The 14,440-nt window shown below is 60.8% G+C and carries 11 protein-coding genes; 1 reads left to right on the top strand and 10 read right to left on the bottom strand.

Going from position 1 to position 14,440, the window contains the following annotated elements:
- Positions 1–217: 217 nt before the first annotated feature.
- The 4 genes from EEQ99_RS09755 to EEQ99_RS09770 all read right to left on the bottom strand — a co-directional run bounded on the left by EEQ99_RS09755 (position 218) and on the right by EEQ99_RS09770 (position 3,021).
- Positions 218–697 (bottom strand): BA14K family protein, encoded by a 480-nt coding sequence (locus EEQ99_RS09755; protein ID WP_127430315.1) that lies wholly within the window; start codon positions 695–697, stop codon positions 218–220.
- Between the two features lie 758 nt (positions 698–1,455).
- Entirely contained in the window at positions 1,456–1,671 is a 216-nt protein-coding gene (locus EEQ99_RS09760; protein WP_028756077.1) for a hypothetical protein, read from the bottom strand.
- Positions 1,672–1,873: 202 nt separating this feature from the next.
- Positions 1,874–2,143 (bottom strand): hypothetical protein, encoded by a 270-nt coding sequence (locus EEQ99_RS09765; RefSeq protein WP_088930345.1) that lies wholly within the window; start codon positions 2,141–2,143, stop codon positions 1,874–1,876.
- A 41-nt stretch (positions 2,144–2,184) separates the two neighbouring features.
- Positions 2,185–3,021, bottom strand: coding sequence for an alpha/beta fold hydrolase (locus EEQ99_RS09770; protein WP_029733163.1), 837 nt, complete (start codon positions 3,019–3,021; stop codon positions 2,185–2,187).
- Between the two features lie 460 nt (positions 3,022–3,481).
- Between EEQ99_RS09770 and EEQ99_RS09775 the strand changes: the two genes are divergently transcribed.
- Positions 3,482–4,438, top strand: a complete 957-nt coding sequence (locus EEQ99_RS09775; protein ID WP_029733162.1) for a S1C family serine protease — start codon at positions 3,482–3,484, stop codon at positions 4,436–4,438.
- A gap of 12 nt (positions 4,439–4,450) precedes the next feature.
- On the opposite strand, the gene dusA is transcribed toward EEQ99_RS09775, so the two are convergent.
- From dusA to uvrB, 6 genes are all read right to left on the bottom strand, one after another.
- A complete protein-coding gene (gene dusA, locus EEQ99_RS09780) occupies positions 4,451–5,452 on the bottom strand; it encodes a tRNA dihydrouridine(20/20a) synthase DusA (RefSeq protein WP_097542305.1) in 1,002 nt (333 codons plus the stop codon).
- A gap of 184 nt (positions 5,453–5,636) precedes the next feature.
- The gene (locus tag EEQ99_RS09785; protein ID WP_003540801.1) at positions 5,637–5,849 is read right to left on the bottom strand and encodes a cold-shock protein; all 213 of its coding nucleotides are present in this window, start codon (positions 5,847–5,849) and stop codon (positions 5,637–5,639) included.
- A gap of 788 nt (positions 5,850–6,637) precedes the next feature.
- Positions 6,638–7,105, bottom strand: a complete 468-nt coding sequence (locus tag EEQ99_RS09790) for a DUF3828 domain-containing protein (protein ID WP_028756073.1) — start codon at positions 7,103–7,105, stop codon at positions 6,638–6,640.
- Between the two features lie 230 nt (positions 7,106–7,335).
- Positions 7,336–10,185, bottom strand: coding sequence for a cadherin domain-containing protein (locus tag EEQ99_RS09795; RefSeq protein WP_028827923.1), 2,850 nt, complete (start codon positions 10,183–10,185; stop codon positions 7,336–7,338).
- 383 nt (positions 10,186–10,568) lie between these two features.
- Positions 10,569–10,955 (bottom strand): GNAT family N-acetyltransferase, encoded by a 387-nt coding sequence (locus EEQ99_RS09800; RefSeq protein WP_028756377.1) that lies wholly within the window; start codon positions 10,953–10,955, stop codon positions 10,569–10,571.
- Positions 10,956–11,096: 141 nt separating this feature from the next.
- Positions 11,097–14,135: an excinuclease ABC subunit UvrB gene (gene uvrB, locus EEQ99_RS09805; protein ID WP_127430316.1), complete on the bottom strand. Its 3,039-nt coding sequence runs from the start codon at positions 14,133–14,135 to the stop codon at positions 11,097–11,099.
- Between the last annotated feature and the right edge of the window lie 305 nt (positions 14,136–14,440).

A 14,440-nucleotide genomic window follows, 5' to 3' on the forward strand; every position in this document is an offset into this window, starting at 1 on the left:
TAGGGAGCAAGGCGATTTGCTGGCCGGCGTGAGGTGAGAGTGGAGAGGGCAGCGAGGGAGTCGGTGTTGGAGGACCGTTGCGCTGGACATTGCCATTAGACTGCGACGATTATCAGAACAGCCTAACGATGTCCCTGGCAAGCCGCGCAACGGGCTTTCGGCCATCAATAAAGCCCCGCATCTTCATTGCGAGGCTTGTTCTGATAGATGGACCGGACTAGCGGCACTGGCGGCGCGGGCCGTAATTCGGCTGGTAGGTGTTGTCATAGGCGCGGTAGGACCGGTAGCGGCTATAGCAATAGTCGGCATGCGAACTATAGCCACTCGTGCGCGGCTGCGAAGCGATGATGCCGCCGAGGAGGGCGCCGGCTGCCAGGCCGCCGATGATGGCGCCGGTATTGTCATATCGATTGTCATATCGGCGATACCGGCGATCGTAGCGGCGATCCCAGCCATAGCGGTCGTCGCGGTAGTAGCGCCCGTCGCGATAGTGGTGGCGGTTGCGATACCACTTGCGACCATTGTTGAACTGACCCGGGCAGTTCGTGAAGTTGTTACAGCCGATGGTCATGACGCGGGCGTCAGTGTTTTGAGGCGCCGACTGCACCGGGCTCGGCACGAAAACCGGACCTGCCGAGGCCGGCGTTCCGGAGAAGGCCGTCGCTATCGACAGGGCAATGATGGCGAATCTGTTCATTTCACTCACCTTGGGTCAACTAATCCATCGAGTGGGTAACGCAGGGGAAGGAAATAGGTTTCACTTTGAGATGGACGGGAGGAAATATGTGCGTCGGCGCTAACGCAGCAGGGCTGTTCGGCCACATCGCGACGATCGAATGCCAGGAGAGTTCGGTGGGGTTTACTGGAGGGCTTCCCGTCACATGCCCTAGCGGATGCCGGACATAAGCAAGACGCAAAACGTCATAAAGACGGTAAATAGGTTTGTGTAAGGGACCCAAGGAAATATGCGCTTTGGCTCGTGGTATTTTGGAATTCGCGATTTGGGCCGTGGCGGACCAAAGGGCCCTTCGCCTTTCGCCGAGAAGTATAATTTACCAACGCCCATATGGATGAGAAGCGCGAGCGCTGGGGCGCCGACCAGTATAAAGAGCCATTTGGCGATCGGAGCCACTTCGAAAGGCTGAGTCAAAACGGCGATAGCTGCGGTTGAGAGCGCCCCGACCAGTATGCCAAATATTGTGAGCACACGAACTCGAAAATCCTCACCCACCGCGGATACCCTTCTATTCAACAAAATTACCTGAGCGTCATGGTGACGCTTCCCAAAGAGTGACACACTAGCCGCCGCGTCATTTCTCGAAGCTTCATCCCAAGCTGAGCAAAAACCGCGACTGCGTCCGCAGATCAAAACCAAGTCCGGGACGATCCAGGAAAACGCATCTTTCACCCCGCAGAGGGAAGGGGAGGTCGCGACTAGCTTGACGTCTGGCGCTGTCAGGCTCCCCTTCCGCCGGCCAGCAATCGAAGCTGGCTTTCGTCATGCACCCCTTGGCGATAGAGTTCGATGATGAGCGCGCCAAGACGGTCGGCTGCCTCGCTTGATCTGTCGATATTGAGCCCGCTACAGAGGGCTTCGTGGACACGCCTGCACACATCCAGATCTTCGGAGGCGAGCGGTTCGTCACGCGTGCTGAACAGCTTGTCTGACATCGCAATCTGCCCTTTTTGGATGCCGTGAATCGCTATCGAGTAAAAAAAAAAGATAATTTCGCGATCTTTGCTCCGCAAGATGGGCGAAGGTCCGAAATTCAAAACAATTCGGGGCGCACGCCGTAAGACGCAGGCGAGGGCGTCAGGGCGTGGAGACGGACCGATCGGCGCGTCGGCTCAACGGATGGTGCGAGCGCGAGATCTACTCGGTTGCGGGTGCCTTGCCGCTTTGCTGCGACAGGCGCAGCTCTTTCAGCCGCTTGGTTTTCTCCCGGCGAGCCCGCTGCTCCGCCTCGATGGTTTCCTTGGCGGCTCGCTCGGTGTTTTCGAAACGATCCTGCCGGTAAGCCTTTGATGAGGGTTCACGTTCTCTTTTCATGGCCGCTAAACGCAAATCGGCGAAAACGGTTTCATGGGAAAATGCGTAACTGGCCGTCAATCGATCGGCGTGGCCCGGCGTGAAAGCCATCATGGCAGCCGGGCGCCCTCATGGGCGCCCGGCACCATCAGAGATCAGCCTTTGATGAAGGCCAGGATGTCGGGATTGATGATGTCGGCATGGGTGGTGCACATGCCGTGCGGGAATTTCTCGTAGACCTTCAACGTGGCATTCTGCAGCAGCTTGGCCGAGAGCAGGGCGGAGTCGGCGATCGGCACGATCTGGTCGTCGTCGCCGTGCATGACGAAGGTCGGCACGGTGATGATCTTCAGGTCTTCGGTGAAGTCGGTTTCCGAAAAGGCCTTGATGCCGTCGTAATGCGCCTTGGCGCCGCCGATCATGCCCTGGCGCCACCAATTGTTGATGACCGGCTCCGACACTTTCGCACCCGGCCGGTTGAAGCTGTAGAACGGGCCGGCCGGCAGGTCGTGATAGAATTGCGAACGATTGGCGGCGAGCTGCCTGCGCAGATCGTCGAAGACCTCGATCGGCAAGCCGCCGGGATTGGCATCCGTTTTCACCATGATGGGCGGCACGGCGCCGATGATGACGAGCTTGGCGACGCGGCCCTGAGGCTGGCCATGGCGGGCGACATAATGGGTCGCTTCGCCGCCGCCGGTAGAGTGGCCGATATGGACGGCATTCCTGAGATCGAGATGTTCGACGACGGCTGCGGCATCGGCGGCGTAGTGATCCATGTCGTGACCGTCGCCGACCTGGGTGGAGCGGCCGTGGCCTCGACGGTCATGGGCAACGACGCGATAGCCCTTCTCAAGGAAGAACAGCATCTGGGCATCCCAATCGTCGGAGCACAGCGGCCAGCCATGATGGAACATGATCGGCTGGGCGGTCTTCGGCCCCCAATCCTTGTAGAAGATCTCGACGCCGTCCTTGGTGGTGACTGTGCTCATCTTTGGCTCCGTTGGTTGGGTTGGATTGGATGAATGCGGGCAGAAATTTGCGCCGTTGCCGGCGGAATTGACAAGGCCATAGGCAAGACTACCCGGGACCAGGTTGGAATATGTTGATCTCGTCATCAAGCTGTTCTTTGTATTCAATTGACATAACAGAATTTTATATTGGAAGAGGCTTCTTCGCGCCGCGGCCTGCGCGTCCCAGGATGAGGACCTTGGAGGATGCCGTAGCCCCCGACGATGAGGGCACACCGGTCGCCCGACGATAAGGGCACACCGGTCGCACGACGGCACGTCCCCCGACGCCCGCATGGCTGCCCCGCGGCTGGCGCTCACTTGAACGCGGATCGAGGCCCAACCATCTAATCCTCATACAACAGCACAATGGCGAACCGTCGCAACCGCGACCGCTTCGCCGGCGGCGGGACGATCGTTACCGCTGCTTGAGGATCACATCATGGGTTATATGGACAAGAACATAGCGCCTCAGAATGACGGGGCGCTGATCGATGCCTATTCGCAATCGATCGCAGCAGCAGTCGACATCGTCGGGCCAGCCGTCAGCCGGATCGAGAGGGTGGGTGGCCGGCAGGGGCACGGGTCGGGCTTCGCCGTCTCGCCCGACGGCCTGATCATCACCAACAGTCATGTCGTTGACGATGCCAAGGTCGTTCGCATCACCACGCCCGATGGCTTCGTCACCGAGGGCCGGGTGCTCGGCCGCGATGTCGATACGGATATCGCCCTCATTCGTGCCAATACGAGTACCGGCGCCTGGGCGAAGCTCGGAGATTCCCAGCGCCTGCGCAGGGGCCACATCGCCATCGCGATCGGAAACCCGCTCGGCTTCGAATGGACGGTTACTGCCGGTATCGTCTCGGCGCTCGGGCGGTCGATGCGGGCAGCCAGCGGCCGGCTGATGGAGGACGTCATCCAGACCGATGCGGCCCTCAATCCCGGCAACTCCGGCGGGCCGCTGGTGTCTTCGGGCGGGGAGGTCATCGGCGTCAATACCGCGGTGATCCAGGGCGCGCAGAGCATCGCCTTTGCCGTGGCATCGAATACGGCCAATTTCGTCGTTTCGGAGATTCTCCGCTACGGCCAGGTCAGGCGTGCCTTCATCGGCATTTCAGGTGACACGATCGTGCTGCCGCGCCGGGTGGCGCTTGCGGCGGGCACGGTGCAGACGACCTCGGTTCGCATCCGCCGCGTCGAGCCGGAGGGCCCGGCGGCAAAAGGCGGACTGCAGGAGGGCGATTATATCCTCGCCATCGACGGCAGCCCTGTCGGCGGTGTCGATGATATCGTCCGATTGATGGATGGCAGCAGGATCGGCAGGGAAACTTACATCCTGGTGTTTTCGGTGGCGGGACGGATCGAAAAGAAGATGCTGCTGCCGATGGCCCGATCGTGACGCCACTTCGCGTCAGGCGCTGACCGCCTCCTGATCCATCCCCGAAAAATCCACCGCCGCAAAGGCTGCCGCCAGCACCTCCGGCCCGGCGCCGCTTTTGGCCGCGTCGGTGGACAGGATCTGGCGGTAGCGCCTTGCGCCGGGCAGGCCGGTAAAGAGGCCGACCATGTGGCGTGCCACGTGCTGCAGCCGGCCGCCGCTGGCGATGTGGCGTTCGGCATAGGCCATCATCCGGCCGCAAAGCGCCTCCCAGTCCGGCTCGACCGCCGGCGCGCCGAAGAAGCGCTGGTCGATATCGGCAAGGATCGCGGCATTCTGATAGGCGGCGCGGCCGAGCATGACGCCGTCGACATGTTCAAGATGTGCGGCGGCTTCATCAAGCGTGCGGATGCCGCCATTGATGCCGATGAAGACATCGGGCCAGCGCTGTTTCATCCGGTAGACGATCTCATAATCGAGCGGCGGGATCTCGCGATTTTCCTTCGGGCTCAGGCCCTTCAGCCATGCCTTGCGGGCATGGATCCAGATCGCGTCGGCGCCGGCATCAAGGACGCGGGTGATCAACTCCGGCAGCGCCTGTTCCGGCTCCTGCTCGTCGACGCCGATCCGGCATTTCACCGTCACCGGCACGGTCGCAACCCTCTTCATCGCCGCGATGCATTCGGCCACCGTTTCCGGCGTCAGCATCAGGCAGGCGCCGAAGGTGCCGGACTGCACGCGGTCGGAGGGGCAGCCGACATTGAGGTTGATCTCGTCATAGCCATAGGGTTCGGCGATCTTCACCGCGTCGGCAAGCTTGACCGGGTCCGATCCGCCAAGCTGCAGCGCCAGCGGATGCTCGGCGGCGTCATGACCGAGCAGCCGGTCGCGCGGGCCGTGGATGATCGCATCGGCCACCACCATCTCGGTATAGAGCAGCGCTTCGCGACTGATCTGGCGGTGGAAATAACGGCAATGCCGATCCGTCCAGTCGATCATCGGGGCGACCGCAAAAATGGGCCTCTTCTGCGTCATCGACGTTCCATTGTTCGTTGTTCTCTGGGTGCCGCAATGCGGCATCGCACCGCCGCAGGGGCGGGATCATCCATAAGCGCGCATATAACACTTGCCGATGCGATCGACAAACGGCGGCCGCGCTGCAAACAAAAACGGCGCCCCCTGCGGAGCGCCGTTCATCCCGCGTGAGCGGAAGTCTGACTTACGAAGCCGAGATGTTGACAGCCTTCGGGCCCTTGCCCATGCGGTCCGGCTCGGTGTCGAAGGTAACCTGCTGGCCTTCGCGCAGCGACTGAATGCCAGAAGCCTGCAGCGCAGAGATATGGACGAAAACGTCCTTAGCGCCGCCGTCCGGCGTGATGAAACCAAAACCCTTGTCCTGGTTGAAGAATTTTACGGTGCCCTTGGTGGCCATTGGGATCGTCCTTTTCCCTTAGTCTGTGTAGTATCCGCGCCCCCGAGAGGAAGCGGACGGCTTTAGCTTTCGCCCCGATCGATTGGGACGAAGGGTCAGTCGGAGAAGTCACGTACGGGGAAAGAACGTCTACGTAGGCGGGTAGTCCCGCGCCGCCTTCCATAACGGAAGGGATTACCACATCAGTCCAGTCACCGGCATGCAAATGCCCGAGTAGGTGAATTGGTGCCAGCTTTTCGGGCAAAAAGCAAGCGGGATTATTGTGGCATGTCCCTTATCGTGACGGGAAATGCCGAAGATTCAGATACTTGACCGTGGGTTAACGGATCCTTGCACGGCTGTGCCATATCGGGATTCTGTGCCGAAACGGGATGAGCGGCGGATTCGATAGCCGGGCATGGATTTTGTCAGCAAATCGTTCTGGGCGGCTAGGCATGGCGGCGAACAGGATCTGGCGGATGCGAAGGTGATATGGTGGCCTGATGCTGGTGGCGGTGGAGCCGAATTTGGTGGAGCCGGCGGTCCCAACTCACCTTCACCATGAGGGCTCTCTTTGCGTCTGCCGCCTTCCACTGCCGTTGGTGCCGTCGACCTCCCTCGTCTCCTTCATTCCTGTGCTCGTCACATGAATCCAGTGCGCCCACGTCCTTGGGCGCGGGCGAACGACTTCATCGCATGAGAGTCATTCACGGCGCCGACGCGCCGTGGCTGGATTCCTGTGACGAGCACAGGAATGAAGGAGAGGGTGGGATTGCCGGCGTGCGCCTCGTTGGCTTTGTCCTGCCCGCCTACTGCGCCTCACCCAGCAACGCACCGAGACTCCACGGATTATCCCCCTTCTGGTTGGCGATGTCGTCGACCTTCCAGCCGCCGTGTTCGCGTACCAGGGTGTAGAAAAGCGTCACCTCTTCGCCGTTTTCGAATTGCACCTCCACCTCGGCCTTATCATCCAGCAGGATCGGTTGGCCGATCCTGACGTCGCTGGCTGCGCCATCCTGACCTGATATGACGGGATCGAAGTCGACCGCGCCGACATCGCCTTCCGGCGTATTGTCGAGATCAGCCTGGAGGAGCTCGTTCAGATGGTCGGAGAAGAAGGCGGAATAGGGCGAGGGCGCTTCGGCGTCGCTCTTGTCGGTGTCATAGCTGTAAAGCGCCTTGAGCAGTGCCTTCGGCGTCTTGTAGGTCTGCGCTAACGCCGGCAAAGCTGCGACCGCCGAGAAGGTGAGGGCGAGGATCAATGTGGACAGGCGCATACGGGCTCTCCTCGGATCGGCAGGAATTATAGCCGAATCGGGCGCGAAGGGGAGCGGCAATTTGGACCGGGCGGCCAGCCCGAACTCGCCCTTCTTCCGAGCGGGGAGAAGAGATTGGGCGGGGCGCCCTGTTCCGCCTGATCGACACTGCGGGGCTTGCTGGCCGCAAGCCCCTCCGTTTTGAAAACCATCGGCGACGCATCGCTGCGTCGCCTGCAATCCAGTCGCAACTAAATCAACGCCTCATGCGACAAGCTTGAAAACGACGACTCGAAGACGTCCTTCACGGCCACGGTGAAATCGTGGCTGGTGACGTTTCCAGCCGCGTCATAGGCTTCGGCGGTGAAGGTCAGGCTGTGGGTGCTTTCGTAGTCGATTCCAGCTTTGGTCTGGATCTTGTTGCCGACGAGCTTCAAGACGCCGTCGGCATCATCCGTCAGCCGCCACTTCACCGTGCCGCCCTCCGGATCGACCGCCGAGAGAAGGCCGACCGAAGTGCCAATCGCGACGTTCTCGGAGATCGAGCTGCGCGAGAAGGCGAGGTTGATCGGCGCCTGGTTGACCGGGGCTTCGTTGACGTCGAGGACGTTGATGGTGATGTCCTTTTCGACGGTGACCTTGCCGTCGGAAACGGCCACCTTGATCGTGTGCGACTTGTCCGTCTCGTAGTCCAGCGCCTTCGAGGTGACGATGCGATTGCCCTTGATCCGGAAATGGTCGTTCGCCCCGTCGAGCAGCTTGTAGGTGAGGACGTCACCATCGGCGTCCTTGGCGCTGAGCAGGCCGACCGTGGTCCAGATCGGGGTGTCCTCGGAGAGGGCGGTCTTGGAGAGCTGGATATTGGTCGGAGCGCTATTGCTGCCGTCAAGCGTGAATTTTTCCCTGGCAAAATCGTAGACACCATCGGCAAAGCGCGCGAATTCGACGTCATGCAGCGTATCCGTCCCCTCCGCGGCGCTCGTCAGGATGTGATCACTGTTGTTCAATGCGAAGGAATAATTGGCGAAATTACCTGAGAAGATCGCTGTATCGATGCCGGCGCCGCCATTGATGGCGTCGTTGCCGGCGCCGCCGGTCAATTTGTCATTGCCGGCCTCGCCATTGAGGATGTCATTGCCGCCGCTGCCGTCGAAAATGTCGTTGCCGCCGGTGCCCGTAAACTCGTCGTTGCCACCGCCGGTCTTGACGTCAATACCGGAGACATTGCCGGCAATATAAGCCCCGCGATCGCCGAGCTCGTCGGAAAGATCGAGGTGGGCGCTGTCCGTCAATGCCAATGAGGGATTATAATCGTCGAATGGATCGGTCGACCAAACGATCTTATCAAAACTTTCGAACTGCGCGCTCGAACCGGCAACCGACCATCCCACCGTTTCAAGGACTTCGATGTTCTTCAGCGTCAGGCCCAGCAGCGAGGTGGCTTGTAGGGCATCAATCCCGGCACCGCCATCGATTGTTCCGGAAAGCGGCGGAGTGAATTGTATGGTGATGACATCGTCGCCGGTGCCAGCGTCGATGTCGACAACTTCCGGGGTGGAGCCGAAGTGCTCAGCATCTGAGATCGTATCGTTACCCGCGCCGCCTCTGATGACGTCATTTCCGGCGTCTCCCCAGAGCAGGTCGTTACCGTCACCGCCATTGAGCGTGTCATTGCCATTTCCGCCATGGATCTCATCGTTTCCGATGTCGCCATTCAGCGTGTCATTGCCAGTTTCGCCATAAATCTCATCGTTTCCGGCGCCGCCGTTCAGCGTGTCTGCACCGTCGCCGCCGTTGATGTTATCGTGGCCTGCGCCTGTCGTGATCGCGTTGTCGCCGCTTGAGCCCGTCACATTCGCGGAGCCAGAGCCCAGTTCATCGGCAAGGTTTACCGTCCCTGAATCCGAGATGACCAGGTTCACTGGGACGAGAGGATTGATTGCTGAGTTGCGGATCACGTCGTAAGCTTCGAACTCAGCGCCGGTCTTGGTAATCGTGGCGCCGTTCGTGTCCAGGATATTCAGCGGAGTACCCGGCCCGGGGCTGTTGACGGCGAAAGTCTGTGTGCCGAAATCGTAGGTACCATCGGCAAATCGCGCGAATTCGACGTCTGTGAGCTTGTCCGTACCCTCAAGCGTGCTCGTCACGACACGGGTGCCATTGTCGATCGCGAAGGAATAATTGGCAAAGTTGCCGGAGAAGACCGCCGTGTCGGTGCCGTCGCCGCCATTGATGATGTCGTTGCCGGTGCCGCCAGTCAATTTGTCATTGCCGGCATTGCCATCGATGGTGTCGTTGCCGCCGCTGCCGTCGAAAATGTCGTTGACGTCGGTGCCCCAAAACTCGTCGTCGCCGCTGCCGGTCTTGGCGTCAACGCCCTCATAGCCGGTAATGAAAGCCCCGCGGGCTCCCAGTTCGTCGGAAAGGTCGAGATGGGCGCTGTCCGTCACCGTCAATGAGGGGCGAGAGTCGAATGGAAAGGTCGATCCCAGAATCTTATCAAAGCTTTCGAACTGGGCGCTCGATCCGCTAACCTGTGAGAACCCCGTTTCAAGGATTTCGACATTCTTGATCGTCAGGCCCTGTAGTGACGAGGCTTGCAGCGTGTCGATCCCGGTACCGCCATCGATTGTTCCTGAAATCTGTGACGCGAGTCTGTCTATGGTTATGGAATCGTCGCCAGCGCCGGCGTCAATGTCGATGAGTTCCGGCTGCGGGCCGCCAGGTCCCGGCAGAAAGACGGGAAAGCCACCGTCGGTGATCCTATCGTTGCCGTCGCCGCCGATCAATTTGTCATTGCCGGCATTACCAATGATCGTGTCGTTTCCCGCGCCGCCGTTCAGCGTGTCCGCGCCGTCACCACCCAATAGCGTGTCGTTGCCTGCGCCCGTCGTGATCGTGCTGCCGTTGCTCGAGCCAGTCACCTGCGCGGAGACCGAACCCAACTCGTCGGCCAGATCGGCCACGCCGGAATCAGAGACAACCAGAGTGACAGGCGAGGAAGGATTTGCGGCGGAGTCCCGGATAACGTCGTAAGCTTCGAATGCGGCGCCTGTCTTGGTAATCGTTGCGCCGTTCGTGTCCAGAATGTTCAAGGCCATATTAAACTTTCCAAAAAGATGCGTTGCATTCTATGAAAATGAGACATCCTCAGTAGAACTGTTCTTGCAGCTTCAACGGACGACAACCCCCTGGGGATCTATGCCAATCCCAGAATAAGTTTTCAATGCATAATTGTGCCTTTTCATCGCTTTTTTAATGAAAAACTAAGGATGAAATACTGGAGAAACGAGTTTTAATTTGAGAACTCAAAGGCATACTTTGGTCTCCTAAATGGTATTATCTTTCCTTTTCGGGCGGGATACTCTCGCCAGAATTGTGTTTTCAGCGGATTCTTCGGCGCCGCCGCGCCGCACGGCCGTCCGTGTCACTATCGCAGGTTGGTGCTGGCTTCGACATGTTTCGGCCTCTCTCGCGGGACGCCTCACGCGAGCTTGATGAGTCCTGCCTTCGTCAGCCTGAAACCGCAGGAGCGGTAGAAGCCGGTCAGGTGCGGTTCGAAATCGACATGCAGCCATTCGGCGCCGCGCTCACGAGCGAGGCTCGTTGCTTGCCGAACCATGCGCGTCGCGATCCCTTGCCTGCGCATGTCGGGGTGGACCGATGTATCGAGGATGAAGGCGTGGATGCCGCCGTCCCAGGCGACATTGACGAAACCGACGAACCTGTCGTCGTGGTAGGCGCCGATATGGGCGAGGCTGCGGGACAGGATGGGAGTGAAATCGCGGGTTTCAGAGGTGCCCCAGACGGCTGACCAGAGGGCGTTCAGTTCGGCGGCGGAGGGGAAAGGGTCGATGCGCAGTTCTGGCATTGGCGGTTCCCTTCATTCAGCGGGCATGGAGGGTCTTCCCGATCAAAGGCAGGGGCGGGCCTGACTCATTTTGTGACGGCGAAGAGCACCTGTGGTGGCCACGTACCTAATTTCGCTTTCAAGACACGTAGAATTCGTTGATCACCGTCCCGGTCGCCCAGTCTTCCCCTTTGTCCGCCCCTTGCGCTTCTGCTCACCCGGGTCCTCATAGCTCCCAACGCCGGTCTTCCCACGCACGACCGGCCGCACATCGTCGCGCTCCGGCTGGCCTTCCAGCAACGGCGAAAACCGCTTGGTGCCCTTGGCGGCTTCCGGCTTTTCCGGAACCTGGCCGATGACCGGCTTTTCCGTTCGGCCGACGGTCATTTCGTCGAGGTCGTTCTTGCGGAACAGGCTCTTCTTTGCGGGTTCGGCGATGTCCCGGCCCATCTCATCCAGATCCGGTTTCCGGAAGAGCGGGGTGGTCATGTCGGTGCCCGGGCCCATGTCGTCGAGGCTGGGCCTGGTGAAGTAGGAGGGGGTGGCTCCCTCATCCGCCCTGCCGGGCACCGACCCGGGTCGAGCCGCTTGTCTCGACCCGTCCTCCGGACCCCCCGCGGGGAGAAGGGATTCGCGGGTCGCTTTGGCGTTCCGTCTGACGCCTTCCATTGCCTTTGACTCTTCGCGGGCCATCGGATCGTCCATGACGGCCAGCTCGGCAGCCTTGAGGCGTTTGATTTCGTCGCGGAGGCGGGCGGCTTTTTCGAAGTCGAGGTCGGCGGCGGCGTCGCGCATGCTCTTTTCGAGCGCGTTGAGATGGGTCTGCAGGTTGTTGCCGACGAGGTTGCCGCCATCGGCGAAGCCTTTGCCCGAGACGCCGGAGATATCGGCGCGGACGTGGTCGCGTTCGTAGACGCTGTCGAGGATGTCGGAGATCCTGGCCTTGACCGATTCCGGCGTGATGCCGTGTTCTGCGTTATACGCCATCTGCTTTTCGCGGCGGCGGCCGGTTTCTTCCATCGCCCGCTTCATCGAACCGGTGACCTGGTCGGCATAGAGGATGACCTTTCCGTCGACGTTACGCGCCGCACGGCCAATGGTCTGGATCAGCGATGTCTCCGAGCGCAGGAAGCCTTCCTTGTCGGCGTCGAGAATGGCGACGAAGCCGCATTCGGGAATGTCGAGGCCTTCGCGCAACAGGTTGATGCCGACGAGCACGTCGAAGGCGCCGAGGCGGAGATCGCGGAGAATCTCGATACGCTCCAGTGTGTCGATGTCTGAGTGCATGTAGCGCACGCGCACGCCCTGCTCATGCAGATATTCGGTCAGGTCCTCGGCCATGCGCTTGGTCAGCACGGTGCAGAGCGTGCGGTAACCCTTGGCTGATGTTTCGCGAATCTCGCCGAGCACGTCGTCGACCTGGCTGCGGGCCGAGCGGACCTCGACCGGCGGGTCGATCAGGCCGGTCGGGCGGATCACCTGTTCGGCGAAGACGCCTCCCGACTGCTCCATCTCCCAACTGCCCGGCGTGGCAGAGACGGCGATGGTGTCGGGGCGCATGGCGTCCCATTCCTCGAAGCGCAGCGGCCGGTTGTCCATGCAGGAGGGCAGGCGGAAGCCGTATTCGGCCAGCGTCGCCTTGCGGCGGAAGTCGCCCCGGTACATGCCGCCGATCTGCGGCACGGTAACATGGCTTTCGTCGATGAAGACGAGGGCGTTGTCGGGGATGTATTCGAACAGCGTCGGCGGCGGATCGCCGGGGTCGCGGCCGGTGAGATAACGTGAATAGTTCTCGATGCCCTGGCAGGAGCCGGTGGCTTCGAGCATTTCGATATCGTAGCGCGTGCGCTGCTCCAGGCGCTGGGCTTCCAGCAGGCGGCCGGCCTTTTCCAGTTCGGCCAGGCGAAGCCTGAGCTCTTCCTTGATCGACTTGATGGCGCCGTTCAGCGTCGGGCGCGGGGTGACATAGTGCGAATTGGCGTAGATCTTCACCGATTTCAGGTCGCCGACCTTCTGGCCGGTGAGCGGGTCGAACTCGGTGATGGCGTCGATCTCGTCGCCGAACATCGAGATGCGCCAGGCGGCATCTTCCAAGTGGGCAGGGAAGAGCTCGATCGTATCGCCGCGCACCCGGAAGGAGCCGCGGGTGAAATCCATGTCGCGGCGCTTATATTGCTGGGCGACGAGGTCGGCCAATAGCTGACGCTGGTCGAGCCGGTCGCCGACCGACATCTGGAAGGTCATCGCCGTATAGGTCTCGACCGAGCCGATACCGTAGATGCAGGAGACCGAGGCGACGATGATGCAGTCGTCGCGTTCGAGCAGCGAGCGCGTCGCCGAGTGGCGCATGCGGTCGATCTGCTCGTTGATCGAGGATTCCTTCTCGATATAGGTGTCGGAGCGCGGCACATAGGCTTCCGGCTGGTAATAATCATAGTAGGAAACGAAATATTCCACCGCATTGTCGGGAAAGAAGTTCTTGAATTCGGAATAGAGCTGGGCGGCCAGCGTCTTGTTCGGCGCAAGGATGACGGCCGGGCGCTGCGTCGCCTCGATCACCTTGGCCATGGTGAAGGTCTTGCCGGAGCCGGTGACGCCGAGCAGCACCTGGCTGCGGTCGCCATTCTCCAGGCCTTCGACGAGATCGCGGATGGCCGTGGGCTGGTCGCCGGCCGGCTCGTAATCCGACTGCATGCGAATAGCGATGCCGCCTTCGGATTTGTCGGGCCGGGCAGGGCGGTGCGGCGTCCAGATCTTGCCGTTCTTGTGCAGCGGATTGCCGCTCTCGATCAGCGCCGACAGCGCTTCGACCGTGGCGGTGACGCCACCCGGCGAGATGTTGCCGGCATCCTCCAGCGAAATGTCGAGACCCGCCACAGGGTTCAGGCCGGCGGCGGCGCGCGTCTTCGGGTCGGTCGAACCGCCGATCGAGACGCCACGGGCAGTCTTGCTCGCCGTCGCCTTCTTGTTGACGCTGACGGTCTCTGAATGCTTGCGCGCCGCGTTTTCCACCGTCTTGCGATGCTTGCCCGCCTTGGAGGCAATCTCGCGCTGGCTTTCGACGCCCGCCGCCTCGGCGTCCGCCTCCAGTTGCTTCACCCAATCGGCGACGGAGCCCGAGAGCGGCGCTCCCTCGAAGGACGATTGCGGGGCTTCCTCGAAGCCATTCGGGGCGGGGGATTTCTTCGGAGATTTGGCCATGGCCGGAATATGGAGAGAGTCAGCGCGAAAGGGAAGAGGGAAAGAGTACAAAAGGGAAACGAACTGTGTGTTCGAAAGTGTGAATAGTTTGCAACGCAGGACCGCAACAGTGCTCCTTGCATTCGGTCTGCCGCCGGAGCACCCGCCTCGCCCTTCGAGGTGAGGCTCTCTGCGTGTCGGCACTCCGGCGCGCGGCACGACGGGTGCAATAGGTTCGGGCTAACAGCAGTTCACCATCGTTGTGCGGTAACCATTTGCTAACGTTAAGCATGTCCTAAGATCGTGTATTGCAAATAATATTCTCG

This window comes from Rhizobium anhuiense, assembly GCF_003985145.1.
Taxonomy (GTDB): Bacteria; Pseudomonadota; Alphaproteobacteria; order Rhizobiales; family Rhizobiaceae; genus Rhizobium; species Rhizobium anhuiense.